Source organism: Corynebacterium halotolerans (assembly GCF_050107895.1).
In the GTDB taxonomy this organism is placed as follows: Bacteria; Actinomycetota; Actinomycetes; order Mycobacteriales; family Mycobacteriaceae; genus Corynebacterium; species Corynebacterium halotolerans_B.
The window spans coordinates 41490-55536 of record NZ_JBNILW010000004.1 but is presented as its reverse complement, the minus strand read 5'-3'; the positions used below and the strand labels follow the sequence as shown (position 1 = coordinate 55536).

General features: G+C 66.9%; 10 protein-coding genes and 2 tRNA genes. 8 read left to right on the top strand and 4 right to left on the bottom strand.

The window, feature by feature from the left end:
• Positions 1-47: 47 nt before the first annotated feature.
• Positions 48-2177 (bottom strand): cytochrome c oxidase assembly protein, encoded by a 2130-nt coding sequence (locus ACQCVD_RS05520; RefSeq protein ID WP_426822859.1) that lies wholly within the window; start codon positions 2175-2177, stop codon positions 48-50.
• 300 nt (positions 2178-2477) lie between these two features.
• Here ACQCVD_RS05520 and ACQCVD_RS05515 point away from each other — a divergent pair.
• Positions 2478-2551, top strand: a tRNA-Arg gene (locus ACQCVD_RS05515).
• Between the two features lie 161 nt (positions 2552-2712).
• A complete protein-coding gene (locus ACQCVD_RS05510; protein WP_426822715.1) occupies positions 2713-3042 on the top strand; it encodes a hypothetical protein in 330 nt (109 codons plus the stop codon).
• Positions 3043-3051: 9 nt separating this feature from the next.
• Here the strand turns inward: ACQCVD_RS05510 and ACQCVD_RS05505 are convergent, their stop codons facing one another.
• Both ACQCVD_RS05505 and ACQCVD_RS05500 read right to left on the bottom strand, forming a co-directional pair.
• Positions 3052-4938, bottom strand: a complete 1887-nt coding sequence (locus ACQCVD_RS05505; protein WP_426822713.1) for a calcineurin-like phosphoesterase C-terminal domain-containing protein — start codon at positions 4936-4938, stop codon at positions 3052-3054.
• Positions 4939-5169: 231 nt separating this feature from the next.
• On the bottom strand, positions 5170-6276 hold the full coding sequence (locus ACQCVD_RS05500; protein WP_426822712.1) for an alkene reductase: 1107 nt from the start codon (positions 6274-6276) through the stop codon (positions 5170-5172).
• Positions 6277-6514: 238 nt separating this feature from the next.
• Between ACQCVD_RS05500 and cmrA the strand changes: the two genes are divergently transcribed.
• From cmrA to ACQCVD_RS05470, 6 genes are all read left to right on the top strand, one after another.
• Positions 6515-7315, top strand: a complete 801-nt coding sequence (gene cmrA / locus ACQCVD_RS05495; protein ID WP_426822711.1) for a mycolate reductase — start codon at positions 6515-6517, stop codon at positions 7313-7315.
• A 107-nt stretch (positions 7316-7422) separates the two neighbouring features.
• Positions 7423-8058 (top strand): oligoribonuclease, encoded by a 636-nt coding sequence (gene orn, locus ACQCVD_RS05490; protein WP_426822710.1) that lies wholly within the window; start codon positions 7423-7425, stop codon positions 8056-8058.
• Positions 8059-8105: 47 nt separating this feature from the next.
• Positions 8106-8178 (top strand) — tRNA-His (locus tag ACQCVD_RS05485).
• A gap of 618 nt (positions 8179-8796) precedes the next feature.
• Positions 8797-9552, top strand: coding sequence for a glucosamine-6-phosphate deaminase (gene nagB, locus ACQCVD_RS05480; RefSeq protein ID WP_426822709.1), 756 nt, complete (start codon positions 8797-8799; stop codon positions 9550-9552).
• 65 nt (positions 9553-9617) lie between these two features.
• Positions 9618-12134, top strand: coding sequence for an ATP-binding cassette domain-containing protein (locus tag ACQCVD_RS05475; RefSeq protein WP_426822708.1), 2517 nt, complete (start codon positions 9618-9620; stop codon positions 12132-12134).
• Positions 12135-12228: 94 nt separating this feature from the next.
• Positions 12229-13122, top strand: a complete 894-nt coding sequence (locus ACQCVD_RS05470; protein WP_426822707.1) for an AraC family transcriptional regulator — start codon at positions 12229-12231, stop codon at positions 13120-13122.
• A gap of 19 nt (positions 13123-13141) precedes the next feature.
• Here ACQCVD_RS05470 and ACQCVD_RS05465 read toward each other — a convergent pair whose 3' ends face one another.
• On the bottom strand, positions 13142-14047 hold the full coding sequence (locus ACQCVD_RS05465; RefSeq protein WP_426822706.1) for an ABC transporter substrate-binding protein: 906 nt from the start codon (positions 14045-14047) through the stop codon (positions 13142-13144).

The window sequence follows — 14047 nt, the reverse complement described above, 5'->3', positions numbered from 1 at the left end:
CGGCGGGGGACGGGTCTGCGGGGCGTTATAAAGCAGAAGGCGCTGGGCTACTTCTCCCCTGCCGTGGTGTCCGCGCCCCCGTCCTGCGGCTCCGGGAATTCCTGACGGTGGTAGCGCTGCTGGAGGTCATCGTCGGCGCTCATGTGCGCGAGCATCGCGTTATAGGCGTCGAGTTCGTCATAGTCGTCCTCCTCGGCCTTGCGGTCGATCTCCTTCTCCAGCTCCCGGTCCTCCTTGCGCCAGTTGTTGAACAGGACGCCGAAGACGATGGTCAGCGGGAAGGAGCCGGCCGCCCAGGCGATGCCGCCGCCCGTCTTCTGGTCCTGCAGAAGATCGATGTCCCAGGGCAGATCGATGGCGGTGTAGAGGCTCGCACCCAGAAGGTCGTTCAGCTGCATCAGGTACACGCCGAAGAACAGGTGGAAGGGCATGGAGAAGACCAGCCAGCCCAGGCGAGAAAGGGTGGAACGCTCCTCCGGCTTCGGGTCTGGCCCGATCATCTCCCAGTAGTAGAGGTAGCCGGAGATGATGAACACGAAGTTCATGCCCAGGTGCCCGGCGTGCTCGTACACCAGGACGTCGAAGAGCGGGGTGACGTAGAGCAGGTAGAAGATCACCAGAAACTGGATCGTGTTCACTGCCGGGTGCATCAGAACCTTCAGCAGCGGACTCCTCACCAGCACCTGCACCCACTCATGCAGTCCAGGCTTCCCGGGTGGCCCCGGGTCCACAGCTGTCAGGATCAGGGAGAGCGGAGCACCGAGCACCCAGAACACGGTGAGCGTCATGGACAGGATCATGTGGCCGATCATGTGCATGGAGAACATGGCCATCATGTTCATGCCGATACCGGAGCTCATCGTCAGCACCAGCCCGAGGCAGCCGAGGAGGAACCAGAATGTACGGATCTTCTTCCACTGGCCCCCCTTGCGGTGGACCTTGACCACGCCCCAGATGTACGCGGCGGCCAGGGCAATCCCGATCGTGCCGAACATGATGTCGAAGCGCCACATCGTCCAGATGTTCAGGAAGGTGGGTTCCTTCCACAGGTCGAAGCCGATGCGGATGGCCATGGTGGACAGGTTCGGATCGTCCGGTGCGGGCGGCGGGGTCCGCCCCATGGAGATCGCCACACCCGTGACAGCTGCCATTACCAGCACCTCGACAACGGCGACGCGGCGGAACAGGCCGTGTTTGTCCGGGTTCCGGCGGATCTGCGGGATGGTCAGCTGACGGTGGACGAAGCCGAAGAAGCCGAGAATGACCACGCCGGCGGTCTTGGCCACCACGAGCAGGCCGTAGCTGCTGGTGAACCAGTCCGACCATTCGATCCGGATCGCAGCGTTGACCAGGCCGGAGACCGCCATGGCGAGCACCGCCACGATGGCGAGCTTGGAGTATCGCTCCACGGCGACGTCCAGGTCCGGTCCCAGGCGACGGCCGTGGGCGATCAACGCCATCAGTCCGCCGATCCAGAGCACCAGGAAGAGCAGGTGCCAGAGGAAGGAGTTCGTGCCGTAGTCATGGCTGCCGCCGGACGCGGAGTGTCCCTCCAGGCCGAGCGGAACGATCATCAGGATCGACCCGACGAACAGCAGTGGCTGGGTAATCCATTTCCGGGTGAACAGGCCGGCCACCCCGACCACCAGGGAAATCGCGGCCACCCAGGCCCAGGCCACGGCGGTGGCCACCTGTTCCAGGGCGGCCCCCCACGCCTGCGGTTGCACCGCCACGTTGAACGGTTGACCGGAGACGTCGGACAGCACCAGCGGAATCATCAGAATGCCGATGAGGCCGAAGCAGATCGCGGCCACGGACCCGGTCCGGGAGGCCAGATGGCCGTCCACGCTCAGCGGTGCCCCACGCAGCTTGGTGTTGTCTTGTCCGGGCAGCTTCGGCGAGATCAGAAACGCCGAGAACAGGTAGGAGCCGACCGCCAGGGAGGCGAAGATCCAGCCGGCCGCCCGGAAGAAGGGCAGCCCGGCGGTGGTCGTAAGCCCCGGATCGGGTAGCCCCAGGGCAGCCAGGTTCTCGGAGACGAAACCAAGGGCGATCGTCATGCCGACGGTGCCGGCGACGATCGCGAAGATCAGGTACAACGGCCACGTGCTGCGTACCTTCCGCTTTTGAGAAGGGGCGCCTGCCCTGGTTGTGGTGCTGTTGCTGGTGTCCGCCATCGCCGTCCCGGCAGTGGTGCCGGAACCCGTGTCGGTGCCCTCGATTTCCGCCATGGCTTTACCCTAGCCGTGCCTAGCCGGTATCCCTAAGCCGCAAAAGCCCGGAGAGGCACAGGTCACCGTAACGAAACTATGAAACTGTCCGGCCCAGGTTCCGACCGGTGGGACGACACGTTCGGGTGGACAGTCGGAGACGTTTTCCTCCGGCGTTTTGATTACGGTAAAGTGCACCATCGTGGTTCCTTCCTGTGGTGGTGGGAACGCGTGGGGACCTGTCGTGTGGTGGCAGGTTCCGTTTAAGCCCCCATAGCTCAGTGGATTAGAGCATCCGGTTTCTACCCGGCTGGTCGCGGGTTCGAGTCCTGCTGGGGGCACTTCATCTTTTTCTGGGCAGTGCGGTGTACTGCTGGAGGGCGGCAAATCACCCGGCGTGGCCTCTATCGTGCCCGCCCCGGTGGCCTCCGCGCCCCTGCCCCGACAAGCAGTCCTCCCACCTTGGCGTCGCTCACCTTAATTTTCCCTTAAGCTTGGCTCCATGACCTGGCTGATGCTCTTCGCGCTCCTGATCGTGATTCTCGTGGCCGGTGCCGTGCTACCGCGACGGCGAACTGCCGACGCTCCGGTGGGGCGTCGGCAGTTCCCGTGGTTCTGGATCACGTTCCCGGTGGCGATGTTCTGCTTGGCCATGGGCACCGGGACCTTGCTCCGGCTACCAGGTCCGATGACCTACGGATGGACTATGTACGCCCCCTTGAGCAACGCAATCCACCAACCCGCCCTGCCTGTTTCTGGACTGATCTGGCTGGTGGCTGCAATCGTTGGCGCGCTGTTGTCCCTCCTCGCCTGGCGGCGGGACCGGGTGTAGCGGCCCAGGTTACTCCGTGACGGTGAACGTGACAGTCTCCGTCCAGGTCTGCCCGTGGGCGTCGGTGCCGGTCATCTCTGCGGTGTGCTCACCGGCTTCCAGCGTTTCCGGCAGCCCGGCGCGCCACACGTGTGGGCTGGCCTGAGCGACGTTTCCGGAGTTGGCGAGGTTGTGGGTGGCTGAGATGGTCTCGGTGAACTCCCAGCCCTTGTTGAGGGCCTCGCCCTCGGCCGGCTGGGTGTGCTCGGCGGTGACGGCCTCCCCGCCGTCGATGGCCATCGTGACGGCGGCGTCAGTGGATCCGCCGAAGAAGCTCGTGGTCAGCCAGGACTCACCGTTGGCCAGGTCCTCCCGGCTGACGGTCAGCGGGTCGATCTCGGCCGGGGCGTCGCCCTGCTTGTCATTGTCCTGCCAGGCCTGGGCGTCGTCGGCCCACTCCCGCCAGCTCGGGGAGTTGATGCCGGTGAGGAACTGGTGGTCGGTGGATTCATTGCGGACGGTGTAGTAGCCGCTGCGCTCGGTGCCGTCGAACTCGAAGGTGTAGATGCCCGGTTCGGCGGCGTCCTGGGTGTAGGCGTGCGGCACACCGTTGTCGTTGAGTCCGCCGGAGTACCAGTCGCCGGAGACAGCGCCGGCGATGATCTGATCGTGGGTCAGTTCGGTGATCCCCTGCTCGGCCCACTCGGCGCGGGTGTCGCCGGCCCGGTGGTGCTCCAGCGTGTGGGTGTGTCCGCCGACGGTCACAGCATTCGGGTAGTCGGCGAGGATCTCGTAGAGTTCCGGAGCGTTATCTGTAATGACCTCCTTGTAACCGATGATCGGGGCATGAGCGGCGATGACGATCTGCTGGTTGTTGTCCACCTGGGCGAGGTCATTGCGCAGCCACTCCAGCTGCTGCTGGTCGATGGCTTCGACGTAGCCGCCGTTGCCGTCGGCGTCCGCACCGTTGTAGATGATGTTGTCCAGGGCCACGAAGTGGGTGTCACCGACGTCGTAGCTGTAGTACGGCGCGCCGAAGTCGCGCCGGTAGGTGTCGGTGGAGTGGGTGTCGTCGGCGACGTCGAAGTCCAGGTCGTGGTTGCCGGGCAGCGCACGGACCGGGCCGTTGGCCTCGGCGTAGAGTCCCTTGAGCTCGTCATTGAGGGAGAGATCATCGCCGACGTTGTCGCCGAGCAGCAGGATGCCGCAACCGGCGTAGTCGTCGCGCTGCATGAGGTCGGCGGTGGCGCCCTGGGCCGCCCAGCCGACCTCCTCCATGTCGTAGGTCTGGGTGTCGGTGGCGATCGGGCAGGACTGCTGCGGGGCACCGGTGGCCTCGGACTGGGCCAGCGGGAAGTTCACCGCGGTGGGGACCGGTCCGGTCGGCTCCAGGCCGCCGAACTGGAGGTCCGGGGAGCCCTCGGGCAGGTGGTTGTAGGAGAACTGGGCGAACATCTGCCCGTCCACCGGCACCTGCCACCCGGCGGGCTGGGTGACGGAGACGGTCATGTTGTCGCTGGCCGGCAGCTCGTAGCGCCCCTCAGCGTCGGTGATGACCACGTCCACACCGTTGGTGACGGAGACCCCCTCGATCCCGGCCTCATCCCCGTCGAGGGCGGAGTTGCGGTTGGTGTCGTCGAAGACCTGGCCGGTGATGACGTCCTGGTTCTCAGCCTCGCCCTCCACCACTTCGACGCCGCCCTCGTAGAGACCGTCGTTGCCGGTGCCGGCTCCGGGCCCAGGACTGTCCGGGAGCTCGGAGGAGCCCGGCAGGCTGGAGGAACCGAGGACATCGGAAGAACCCAGTGCGCCGCTGAGATTCTGGGCGCCGGCGGCGGGGACGGTCAGGATGAGGGAGGTGGCCAGAGGGACACTGAGGGCGAGCACAGCGCTGGCACGGAATCTCCGTAGGGACATGAACAGACTCCTCGTGAGAGACAGGATTTTTCAGGTACGCCCCAGCACCTTATGGGTCCTTAATGTCCTACCTATTAATTACCGATAAAGGTTATGTTAACAACACCTGACCGGAACTTCAGCAGTCTCTTCACAGTCTGCGGGAGCCCCTCTCCCTCCGGGAGGACCCGGCTCGGGGCGCCCCGGCGCAGCGTCCCCACCGCCGGAAACTTACCGTCCCCCGATTCGCCGCTACGCCGAGGGCTGGGAGGCGTGGGCGAAGGGGTAATCGACGTATCCGCTCGGACCACCGACATAGAAGGTGGCCGGGTCCGGGGCATTCAGCTCCACACCATCGCGCCAGCGCTCGGCCAGATCCGGGTTGGCGATCAGCATGCGGCCGACCGCCACCGCATCCGCACCCAGCTCATCCACCAGGTACCTCGTCTCCTGCAACTGGGTGACCACCCCGAAGCCGGTGTTCAGGATCAGCGGAATCCCCAGATCGTCCTGCACCCGCGTGCGCACGAAGCGCGCCACCTCATCATCGGGGTCCCCCTTGAGCAGCGAGACGTACGCCAGGTTCAGGTCCGCGATTCCGTCGAAGACGGCGTCATAGGTGGCCTTCACATCGGCGGCGTCGGGCTCGACGGTCCCCTGCACGCCGTGCTGCGGCGAGATCCGGAAAGCCGTGCGCTCCGCGCCGATCTCATCCGCAACCGCGCGAATCACCTCAACCAGCAACCGGGCCCGGTTCTCCGGCGAACCGCCGTAGTTGTCCGTGCGCTGGTTCGCCGAGTCCGCCAGGAACTCGTGGAGGAGGTAACCGTTCGCGCCGTGAATCTCCACGCCGTCCAGACCGGCGTCGACGGCCCTGCGGGCGGCGGTGGCGAACTCCGCGATGATGCGTGGGATCTCCCCGGCTTCCAGGGACCGTGGTTCCGGGGCCGGGAGTTTCCCGTCGAAGGTATGGATGTCCACGTTCGGTGCAATGGCGCTGGGCGCCTCCGGGGTGTTCCCACGGAGCAGGTTCGGGTGGGAGACTCTCCCGCCGTGCATGATCTGCATGAAGATCACGCCTCCGCGCTCGTGCACGGCGTCTGCGACGGGTTCCCAGCCGGCCTGCTGCTCCACATCGGCGATCCCCGCCTGTCCCGGGAACGCCCGGTTGGTGAAGGCCGGGAAAGCACCTTCGGTGACCACCAGCCCCGCCGAAGCCCGCTGCGAGTAGTACTCGACATGCAGCTCGGTGGGGATGCCATCTTCACCCGCGCGTTGCCGGGTCAAGGCGGCCATGGTCACTCGATTGTTCAGCTCGTGGTTGCCGATGCGGACAGGTTCAAACAGACGGGTACTCATATCGCCATACAACCGGAAATACGGGCCATCTGTTCCCGGGGAGTCACCGGCTTCGAACAGTCCGGCAGGCCGGTGGGCCCGAAATCGCACGCGTGCCGGGGAGAACGAGCCAGGGTGTGAGATGAATTACCGGGGCCTCCCCCGCCAACCATTCCGCACCGCCTGCACCCCGGTCTCCACGGCGTCGATTAGCGTTGTGGACATTGTCCACACCCGCACGATCCCGAAGGACCCACCGATGGCACTTCCCACCCCCGGCCCGAACTCCCGGGCCCTGATCACCGGCGCCAGCCAGGGCATTGGTGAGGCCATGGCCCGCGACCTGGCCAAGTTCGGCCACAACCTGATCATCGTTGCGCGCCGCGGAGCGGTGCTCGAGGATCTGGCCCAGGAGCTTCGCGACGCCCACGGCGTCACCGTCGACGTCCACGCCGCCGACCTGTCCAAGGAGAGTGAGGTCACCGCACTGATCGGGGCGATCGCGGACCGCGAGATCAACATCCTGGTCAACTCCGCGGGCATCGCCAGCTTCGGACCGTTCCTGGAGCAGGACTGGGAGTACGAGACCAGCCAGTTCGAGCTCAACGCCACCGCCGTGTTCCGACTGACGCATGCGGCACTGCCGGCCATGGTCGAACGCGGCGAGGGCGCGATCTGCAACGTCGGCTCCGCAGCCGGGAACGTGCCGATCCCCAACAACGCCACCTACGTGTTCACCAAGGCCGGGGTCAACGCCTTCACCGAGGCTCTGCACTATGAGCTGAAGAAGACCGGCGTGCACTGCACCCTACTGGCACCGGGCCCGGTGCGGGCCAACGAGATTCCGGCCGCGGAGCAGTCCATCGTGGACAGGGTGGTCCCTGATTTCCTGTGGACCACCTACGAGTCCTGCTCCGCCGAGACCCTGGAGGCGATGTCGAAGAACAAGCGCCGCGTGGTTCCCGGACCGCTGTCGAAAGCGATGAACACCGTTTCCGCCTACGCCCCCACGGGGCTCCTCTCCCCGGTCATGGGCTGGTTCTACTCGAAGATGAGTTAGATCGTTCACCGACGCCGTGGGCAACGGGCGCACACCTCCCCCAGGTGCCGCCCATCCGGCGTGGTTAGATCAAGAGTGCTTTCCCAGATTTGTGAGAATGGACAGATATGCCTGATACAACCCCCGCGAAGAACGACCGCCTGGTCTGGATCGACCTGGAGATGACCGGTCTGGACATCCACCGCCACGTCATCGTGGAGATCGCTGCGTTGGTCACCGACGCCGATCTGAACATCCTCGGTGAAGGGGTGGACCTGGTGGTCCACGCCACCGAGGAGGAACTGGCGGAGATGGATGACTTCGTCACCAACATGCACAACGAGAACGGCCTGGCCGAACAGATCCGCAGGTCCACCGTCACGATGGCCGAAGCCGAACAGGCCGTGATCGAGCTCATCAACCAGCACTGCGACCCGGCCCACCCCGCGCCGCTGGCCGGCAACTCGATCGCCACGGACCGCGCCTTCCTCCGCGAGCAGATGCCGGACCTGGATGCCGCACTGCACTACCGGATGATCGACGTCTCCTCCATCAAGGAGCTGGCACGGCGCTGGTATCAGAAGGTCTACTACAACCAACCGCCGAAGGGCATGGCCCACCGGGCGCTGGCCGACATCGTGGAGTCCATCCGCGAGCTGGACTACTACCGCCGCAGCGTCTTCGTCCCGCACCCGGGCCCGAACTCCACGGAGGCGCACGAGGCCGCCGACGCCGCTACCGCCAGCTACCAGCGGTTTTTGTAATTCCGGCACCGTGGGTTAAGCTGTTCCTCGCTGCACAGACAGCGATGGTGGCTGTAGTTCAGCTGGTAGAGCACCAGGTTGTGATCCTGGGTGTCGCGGGTTCGAGCCCCGTCAGCCACCCCTAACGGGAATCTCCCCGTCGAGTACCTCCAGTATTCGACGGGGAGATTTCGTTGCCGCCAGCTCGGGTTGCGGGATACTCGGGTTAACCCACAATTTGGGCCGCGAAGACTGCACGGGACAGCACGCTTTTCGTAGTTGTCGCGCACACCTCTCAGATCCTTTTCTTCGTCAGGTGGCACGGATCCTCCAGAAACAGCTCCCCACTGTTCCGTTAGCGTGGTGTATCTGTAACTGCATTCCCCGTCATACCTCCGCCACGGAGCGACGCTGGCTCTGATATCCCCGGCCCAAGGTCACCTCCACTTACAGCGGCCGAACCGGTGGAATACGGCGCCGCCACCACCAACCGCGCCCCAACCCACACCCCTCACGAACCAGAACTCCACCCACCCGGTCATTCAGGCCGCGCTCCGCACCGAATCACACCGCCACCGCCCCTACGTTCCGTTGGGAAGGTGTTAAAATGCCCTGATTCCCTGAAAAGACGCGGCTGCCCGGTACCGGTCCCCGCATTCTCCCCCTGTGGGGGAGAATCCACCGTGCCGCAGATCCGGCAGTCACCCTCCCCAGTCCACCATTCCATGCGGCTCACCCGCAGCGAAGGAGTACCACCCGGTGAAAGTAATCGTCCACGCCGACCTTGATGCCATCGGATCCGCCATCGCGGATTCCATCCAGCAGCTGCTGAGCGAGAAGCCGAACGCCAACCTCGGTGTCGCCACCGGTTCCAGTCCGCTGGCGGTCTACCGGGAACTGGCCCGCCGGCACCGGGATTCCGGCCTGAGTTTCGCGCAGGCGCAGGCCTTCATGCTGGACGAGTACGTCGGCCTGGCCGAGGATCACCCGGAGCGCTACTTCAACGTCATCGACCGGGACTTCGCCTCCCACCTCGACTTCGCCGAGGGCACCATCCATGGCCCGAACGGCCTGGCCGAGGACGTGGAGCTGGAGGCCCGTGAGTACGACGAGTCCATCACCGTCGCCGGCGGGGTGGATCTGCAGATCCTGGGCGTCGGCTCCAACGGTCACATCGCCTTCAACGAGCCCGGTTCCGAACTCGATTCCCGGACCGGGACCATCGCGCTGACCGATCAGACGCGCAGCGACAACGCCCGCTTCTTCGACGATGACGTCTCCGCCGTGCCGAAGCTGGCCCTGACCCAGGGCCTGGGCACCATCATGGAGGCCCGGAAACTCGTGCTCATCGCCCTGGGCGAGGGCAAGGCGGACGCCGTGCACGCCCTGATCGAGGGGCAGGTCACCCCGGAGTGGCCGGTCAGCATCCTGCAGAAGCACCCCGATGTCACGGTCTACCTGGACACCAGCGCCGCCGGCAAGCTGACCGACCCGGCGCTGTACCTGGCCAACTAGGGTCGCACCCAGCTCCACATCGATCAGCCCCGGCGGGGGTCACCGGCGTTGTTAGGCTGGTCGCCATGACAAGTCCCACCTCCCCGTTGAACCCGAATGACCTCTCCGATGACCCTCTGATCCGGGTGCGGGGCGCGCGGCTGCACAACCTGCGCGGGGTGGACGTGGACTTCCCCAGGGGAAAGCTGATCAGTTTCACCGGGGTCTCCGGCTCCGGGAAGTCCTCCCTGGCCTTCGGCACCATCCATGGTGAATCCCAGCGTCGCTACCTGGAATCGGTGGCCCCCTTCGCCCGTCGCCTGATCGGCAGCGCCGTGGATCCGCGGGTGGAGGCGATCAGCGGGATACCGCCGACCGTCGCTCTCGAGCAGCGCACCTCCGGTGGCGGACCGCGCTCCACCATCGGCACCGTGACCAACCTGTCCAACGCCATCCGCCTGCTGTACTCCCGCGCCGGCGATCACCCGGCGGAGGTCCTGGCCAAGGGCTCTGTCCTGGCGAACAACCACCTGACCTCGGATGCGTTCAGCCCGAACACCACCGAGGGCATGTGCCCGACCTGCCACGGCGCCGGCGTGCTGCGCGAACCCACCGAGGCCTCCATGGTCCCGGACCCCACGCTCACCATCCGCGAGGGCGCCATCGAGGCCTGGCCCGGCGGCTGGCTGGGCAAGAACTTCCGCGAGATCCTGGACACCCTCGGCGTCGATACGCAGCTGCCGTGGCAGGAGCTGCCGGAGCAGACCCGGCAGTGGATCCTGTTCACCGAGGAACAGCCGGTGGTCACGGTCCATCCGGTACGCGGAGCGGACAAGACCCAGGGCACCTACCAGGGCACCTGGCGTTCCGTGCAGCGTTACCTGCTGCACACCGCGAACTCGAAGGCGGAGACCTCGCGGCGCCGGGCGCTGAGCCACATGTCGCAGCGCCTCTGCCCCACCTGCCACGGCCACCGCCTGAACCCGGACGCACTGCGGGTGACCTATCTGGGTCGGGCCATCCCGGAGCTCAACGCGCTGCCCGCCGCCGAGCTGCTCCGGGTGCTCGGCGCCCGCGGGCAGGAGCTCGCCGGCGCAGAGCACTCCCCCGAGCAGGAGGCGGAGGCCCTGCTGTTACCCACCGTGCTGCCGGTGCTGGACACCGTGGTCGGACTGGGGCTGGGACACCTGTCCCTGGATCGCGCAGCCACCACCTTGTCCACCGGGGAACTGCAGCGGCTGCGTCTGGCCGCCCAGCTGCGTTCCGGGCTCTTCGGGGTCGCCTATGTCCTCGACGAGCCCTCCGCCGGGTTACACCCCTCCGAGAAGGACGTGCTGACCACGCTGTTCCGCCGTTTCCTCGCCGAGGGCAACTCCGTACTGCTCGTCGAGCACGACATGTCCCTGGTGGAGCAGTCAGACTGGATCATCGACGTCGGCCCCGGCGCCGGGGTGGAGGGCGGTGCGGTGCTCTACTCCGGGCCGCCGGCCGGCCTCGCCGAGGTCCGTGACTCCCGCACCGCGGACTACCTGGGCTCGCCCCTACCGGAGCTGACGGCGGCGCCGCGGCAGCCCAGCGGTGAGCTCGCCCTCTCCGGCATCACCGCCCGCACCCTGCGCAACCTCGACGCCACCTTCCCGCTCGGGGTCTTCACCGGCGTGGCGGGGGTCTCGGGTGCCGGCAAGTCCACCCTGGTCACCCACGTGCTCTCCGACGCCCTCTCCGACCGCCTGGTGGCCACCGACACCGAGGCCCCCGAGGCCGGGGGCACCCCGCCCTGGGCAGCCGAACCGCCGGCGCAGGTCCGGCAGGTCACCGGCCGGGACCAGGTGGACCGGCTGGTCACCATCACCCAACAACCGATCGGGCGCACCCCGCGCTCCTGTCTGGCCACCTACACCGGTCTCTTCGACCGCGTGCGCCGGCTCTTCGCGGACACCCCGGCGGCCAGAGAGCGCGGCTGGGGCATCGGCCAGTTCTCCTTCAACGTGCCCGAGGGGCGCTGCCCGGAATGCTCCGGAATGGGACAGATCGAGGTGGAGCTGGTGTTCCTCCCGGGCAGTTACGCGGTGTGCCCGGTCTGCCACGGCACCCGCTACGCGCCCGAGACCCTGGAGGTGACCTACCGGGGAGAAAACATCGCGGAGGTGCTGGCGATGAGCGTGCGCAAGGCCCGGGAGTTCTTCGGTGACGACGCCCGCATCTCCCGGGCGCTGCAGGCCCTCGACGCGGTGGGGCTGGGGTACCTGACCCTGGGCCAGCGCGCCACCGAGCTCTCCGGCGGTGAGGCCCAGCGCATCAAGCTCGCCACCGAGCTGCAGCGGCCGGCCCGCGGACACACCGTCTACCTGCTGGATGAGCCGACCACGGGGCTGCACCCGGCAGATGTGGACCTGCTGGTCACGGAGCTCAACCGCCTGGTGGACCGCGGTAACACCGTGATCGTCGTCGAGCACGATCTCCGGGTGCTCGCCCGCGCCGACCATCTGATCGAGCTCGGCCCCGGCGCCGGGACGCGGGGCGGGAGGATCATCGCCACCGGTACCCCGGCGGAACTGGCCGCCGACCCCGCCAGCGTGACCGGCCCCTACCTGCGCAACTGAGACGGACAGACGTCCCTGAACCGGACCGGGACCCGACCGAAACGGATCGCCGTGATCGGGCGGCGGGCTCCCGGCTTCCGTGAGAATAGGTGCCATGATCGGTTCGCTCAATCACCTCATCGACCATGTTGAGGAACAGTTGGCCCGCGGCGCGGACGCCGAAATTGATGTCGAGGCCCTCGCGCGCGGGCACGCCACCACTGGCTACCATCTGCGGCGGATGTTCTCCTCGCTGGCGGGCATGCCGCTGAGCGAGTATCTGCGGCGCCGCCGGATGACCCGGGCCGCCGCTGACCTGCTGTCCGGGACGGACACGCTGCTCGACGTCGCGGTCCGGCACGGCTACTCCTCCACGGAGGCGTTCAACCGGGCGTTCCACGCCGTTCACGGCATGAGCCCGGCGCAGTTGCGGGCCAACGGTGGACCGATCTCCAACCAGCACGTGGTGAGGTTCCGCCTCGCCGTAGAAGGGAGCACCCCCATGGACGTCCGGATAACCACCTGCCCCGAGATCTACTTCGCGGGCTATGCCACCCGGGTTCCGCTGCTCTACGAGGGCGCGAACCCGCACATCATCAACCACATCACCTCCCTCGACGAACAGCAGCACGGTCTGCTGCGTACGCTGGCCGAACACTCGCCGGAGGGCACCCCACCCGGCGTAGTCGGGGTGACCGACAGCGAACCCGACGCCGCGGAGGGCAGCGGCTTGACCTACCTGCACGGCGTGTCCGTCACCGAGACCACGGATCTGCCGGAGAGCCTGGACGTGATCACCGTCCCCGCCGGGGACTGGGTGATCTTCCGGACCTCTGGCCCGCACCCGGAAACCGTGCAGGCGGCGTGGGCCGCCACTGCGAGCGACTGGTTCCCCTCCAATCCGTGGCGGCTGCGCCCCGGCCCTTCGGCCCTGGCCACGCTCGGCCACAACGCCGATTTCAGCGAAGCCACCTGTGAGATCTGGATGCCGGTGGAGGCGGACCGCTGATCCGTCCTCCGGGAAGGGGTCAGCGCTGCGCCAGCCACTCGCCGGCGATGATCTCTGAGGGCAGCTGCTCGTTCACGCTGCGGGCGTTGAGGGCGACCAGCTCATCGGTGTCCAGGTCGGCGTTGACCTCGTCGATGATCTCCCGGGCCCGCTCATCCACGTTGTCACTGGCCAGCGGCACCACATTGGAGGCGAGGAAGAGTCCGGCATCATCTTCCAGGGTCACCAGACCGTTGTCCCGGACCATGGGGTCGGCGGTGTAGAGCAGCGCCAGGGTGATGTCCCCGTCCGTCAGTGCCTGAATGGTCAGCGGTCCCCCGCTGTCCTCGATCGGGGTGAAGCCGACGTCCCGGCCGATCACCTCCGCCAGGGCCTCGGGGCTGTAGGGGCGTTCCCGGGCCTCGGCATTGGCCCCGAGATTGAGTGGCTGCTCGGCCGGGACGTTCGCCAGATCCGTCACCGTGCGCAGGTCGTGTTCCCGGGCGAAGTCATCGGTCACCGCGTAGGAGTCCTGATCGGCCGCCTCGGCCAATTCAAGGGCGTCCAGGCCCGCCGGCAGGGTGTCGGCGAGTTCGCGGTGGACATCCGCGGGGCTGGTTGCGGTGGCTTCGGGGTCAAGGTAAACCAGCAACGGCCCGGCGTACTCCGGGAACAGGTCGATGGCGCCGGCCGTGATCTCCGGCAGATAGGCCTCGCGCTGGCCGATGCGGTACTGGCGGTCCACCCGGTAGCCCTCATCCTCCAGCGCCTGGGCCCAGATCTCGGCGATGATCTCGTTGGAGTAGTAGTCCTGGGAGCCGATGATGACCGTGCCGTCGTCGGAGCGGTCCGCCGGGGCCAGCGGGTCCCCGGTGGTGCACGCGCCCAGGGCGAGGGTGGCGGCGAGGACAGTGGCCAGGACGGCGGGCAACCGGCGGAAGGGCAT

Bases quoted from the DNA above. Each gene is read 5' to 3' on its own strand.
- ACQCVD_RS05520 (WP_426822859.1), bottom strand. From the start codon at position 2,177: ATGGCGGACACCAGCAACAGCACCACAACCAGGGCAGGCGCCCCTTCT.
- ACQCVD_RS05510 (WP_426822715.1), top strand. From the start codon at position 2,713: ATGACCTGGCTGATGCTCTTCGCGCTCCTGATCGTGATTCTCGTGGCC.
- ACQCVD_RS05505 (WP_426822713.1), bottom strand. From the start codon at position 4,938: ATGTCCCTACGGAGATTCCGTGCCAGCGCTGTGCTCGCCCTCAGTGTC.
- ACQCVD_RS05500 (WP_426822712.1), bottom strand. From the start codon at position 6,276: ATGAGTACCCGTCTGTTTGAACCTGTCCGCATCGGCAACCACGAGCTG.
- cmrA (WP_426822711.1), top strand. From the start codon at position 6,515: ATGGCACTTCCCACCCCCGGCCCGAACTCCCGGGCCCTGATCACCGGC.
- orn (WP_426822710.1), top strand. From the start codon at position 7,423: ATGCCTGATACAACCCCCGCGAAGAACGACCGCCTGGTCTGGATCGAC.
- ACQCVD_RS05475 (WP_426822708.1), top strand. From the start codon at position 9,618: ATGACAAGTCCCACCTCCCCGTTGAACCCGAATGACCTCTCCGATGAC.
- ACQCVD_RS05470 (WP_426822707.1), top strand. From the start codon at position 12,229: ATGATCGGTTCGCTCAATCACCTCATCGACCATGTTGAGGAACAGTTG.
- ACQCVD_RS05465 (WP_426822706.1), bottom strand. From the start codon at position 14,047: ATGCCCTTCCGCCGGTTGCCCGCCGTCCTGGCCACTGTCCTCGCCGCC.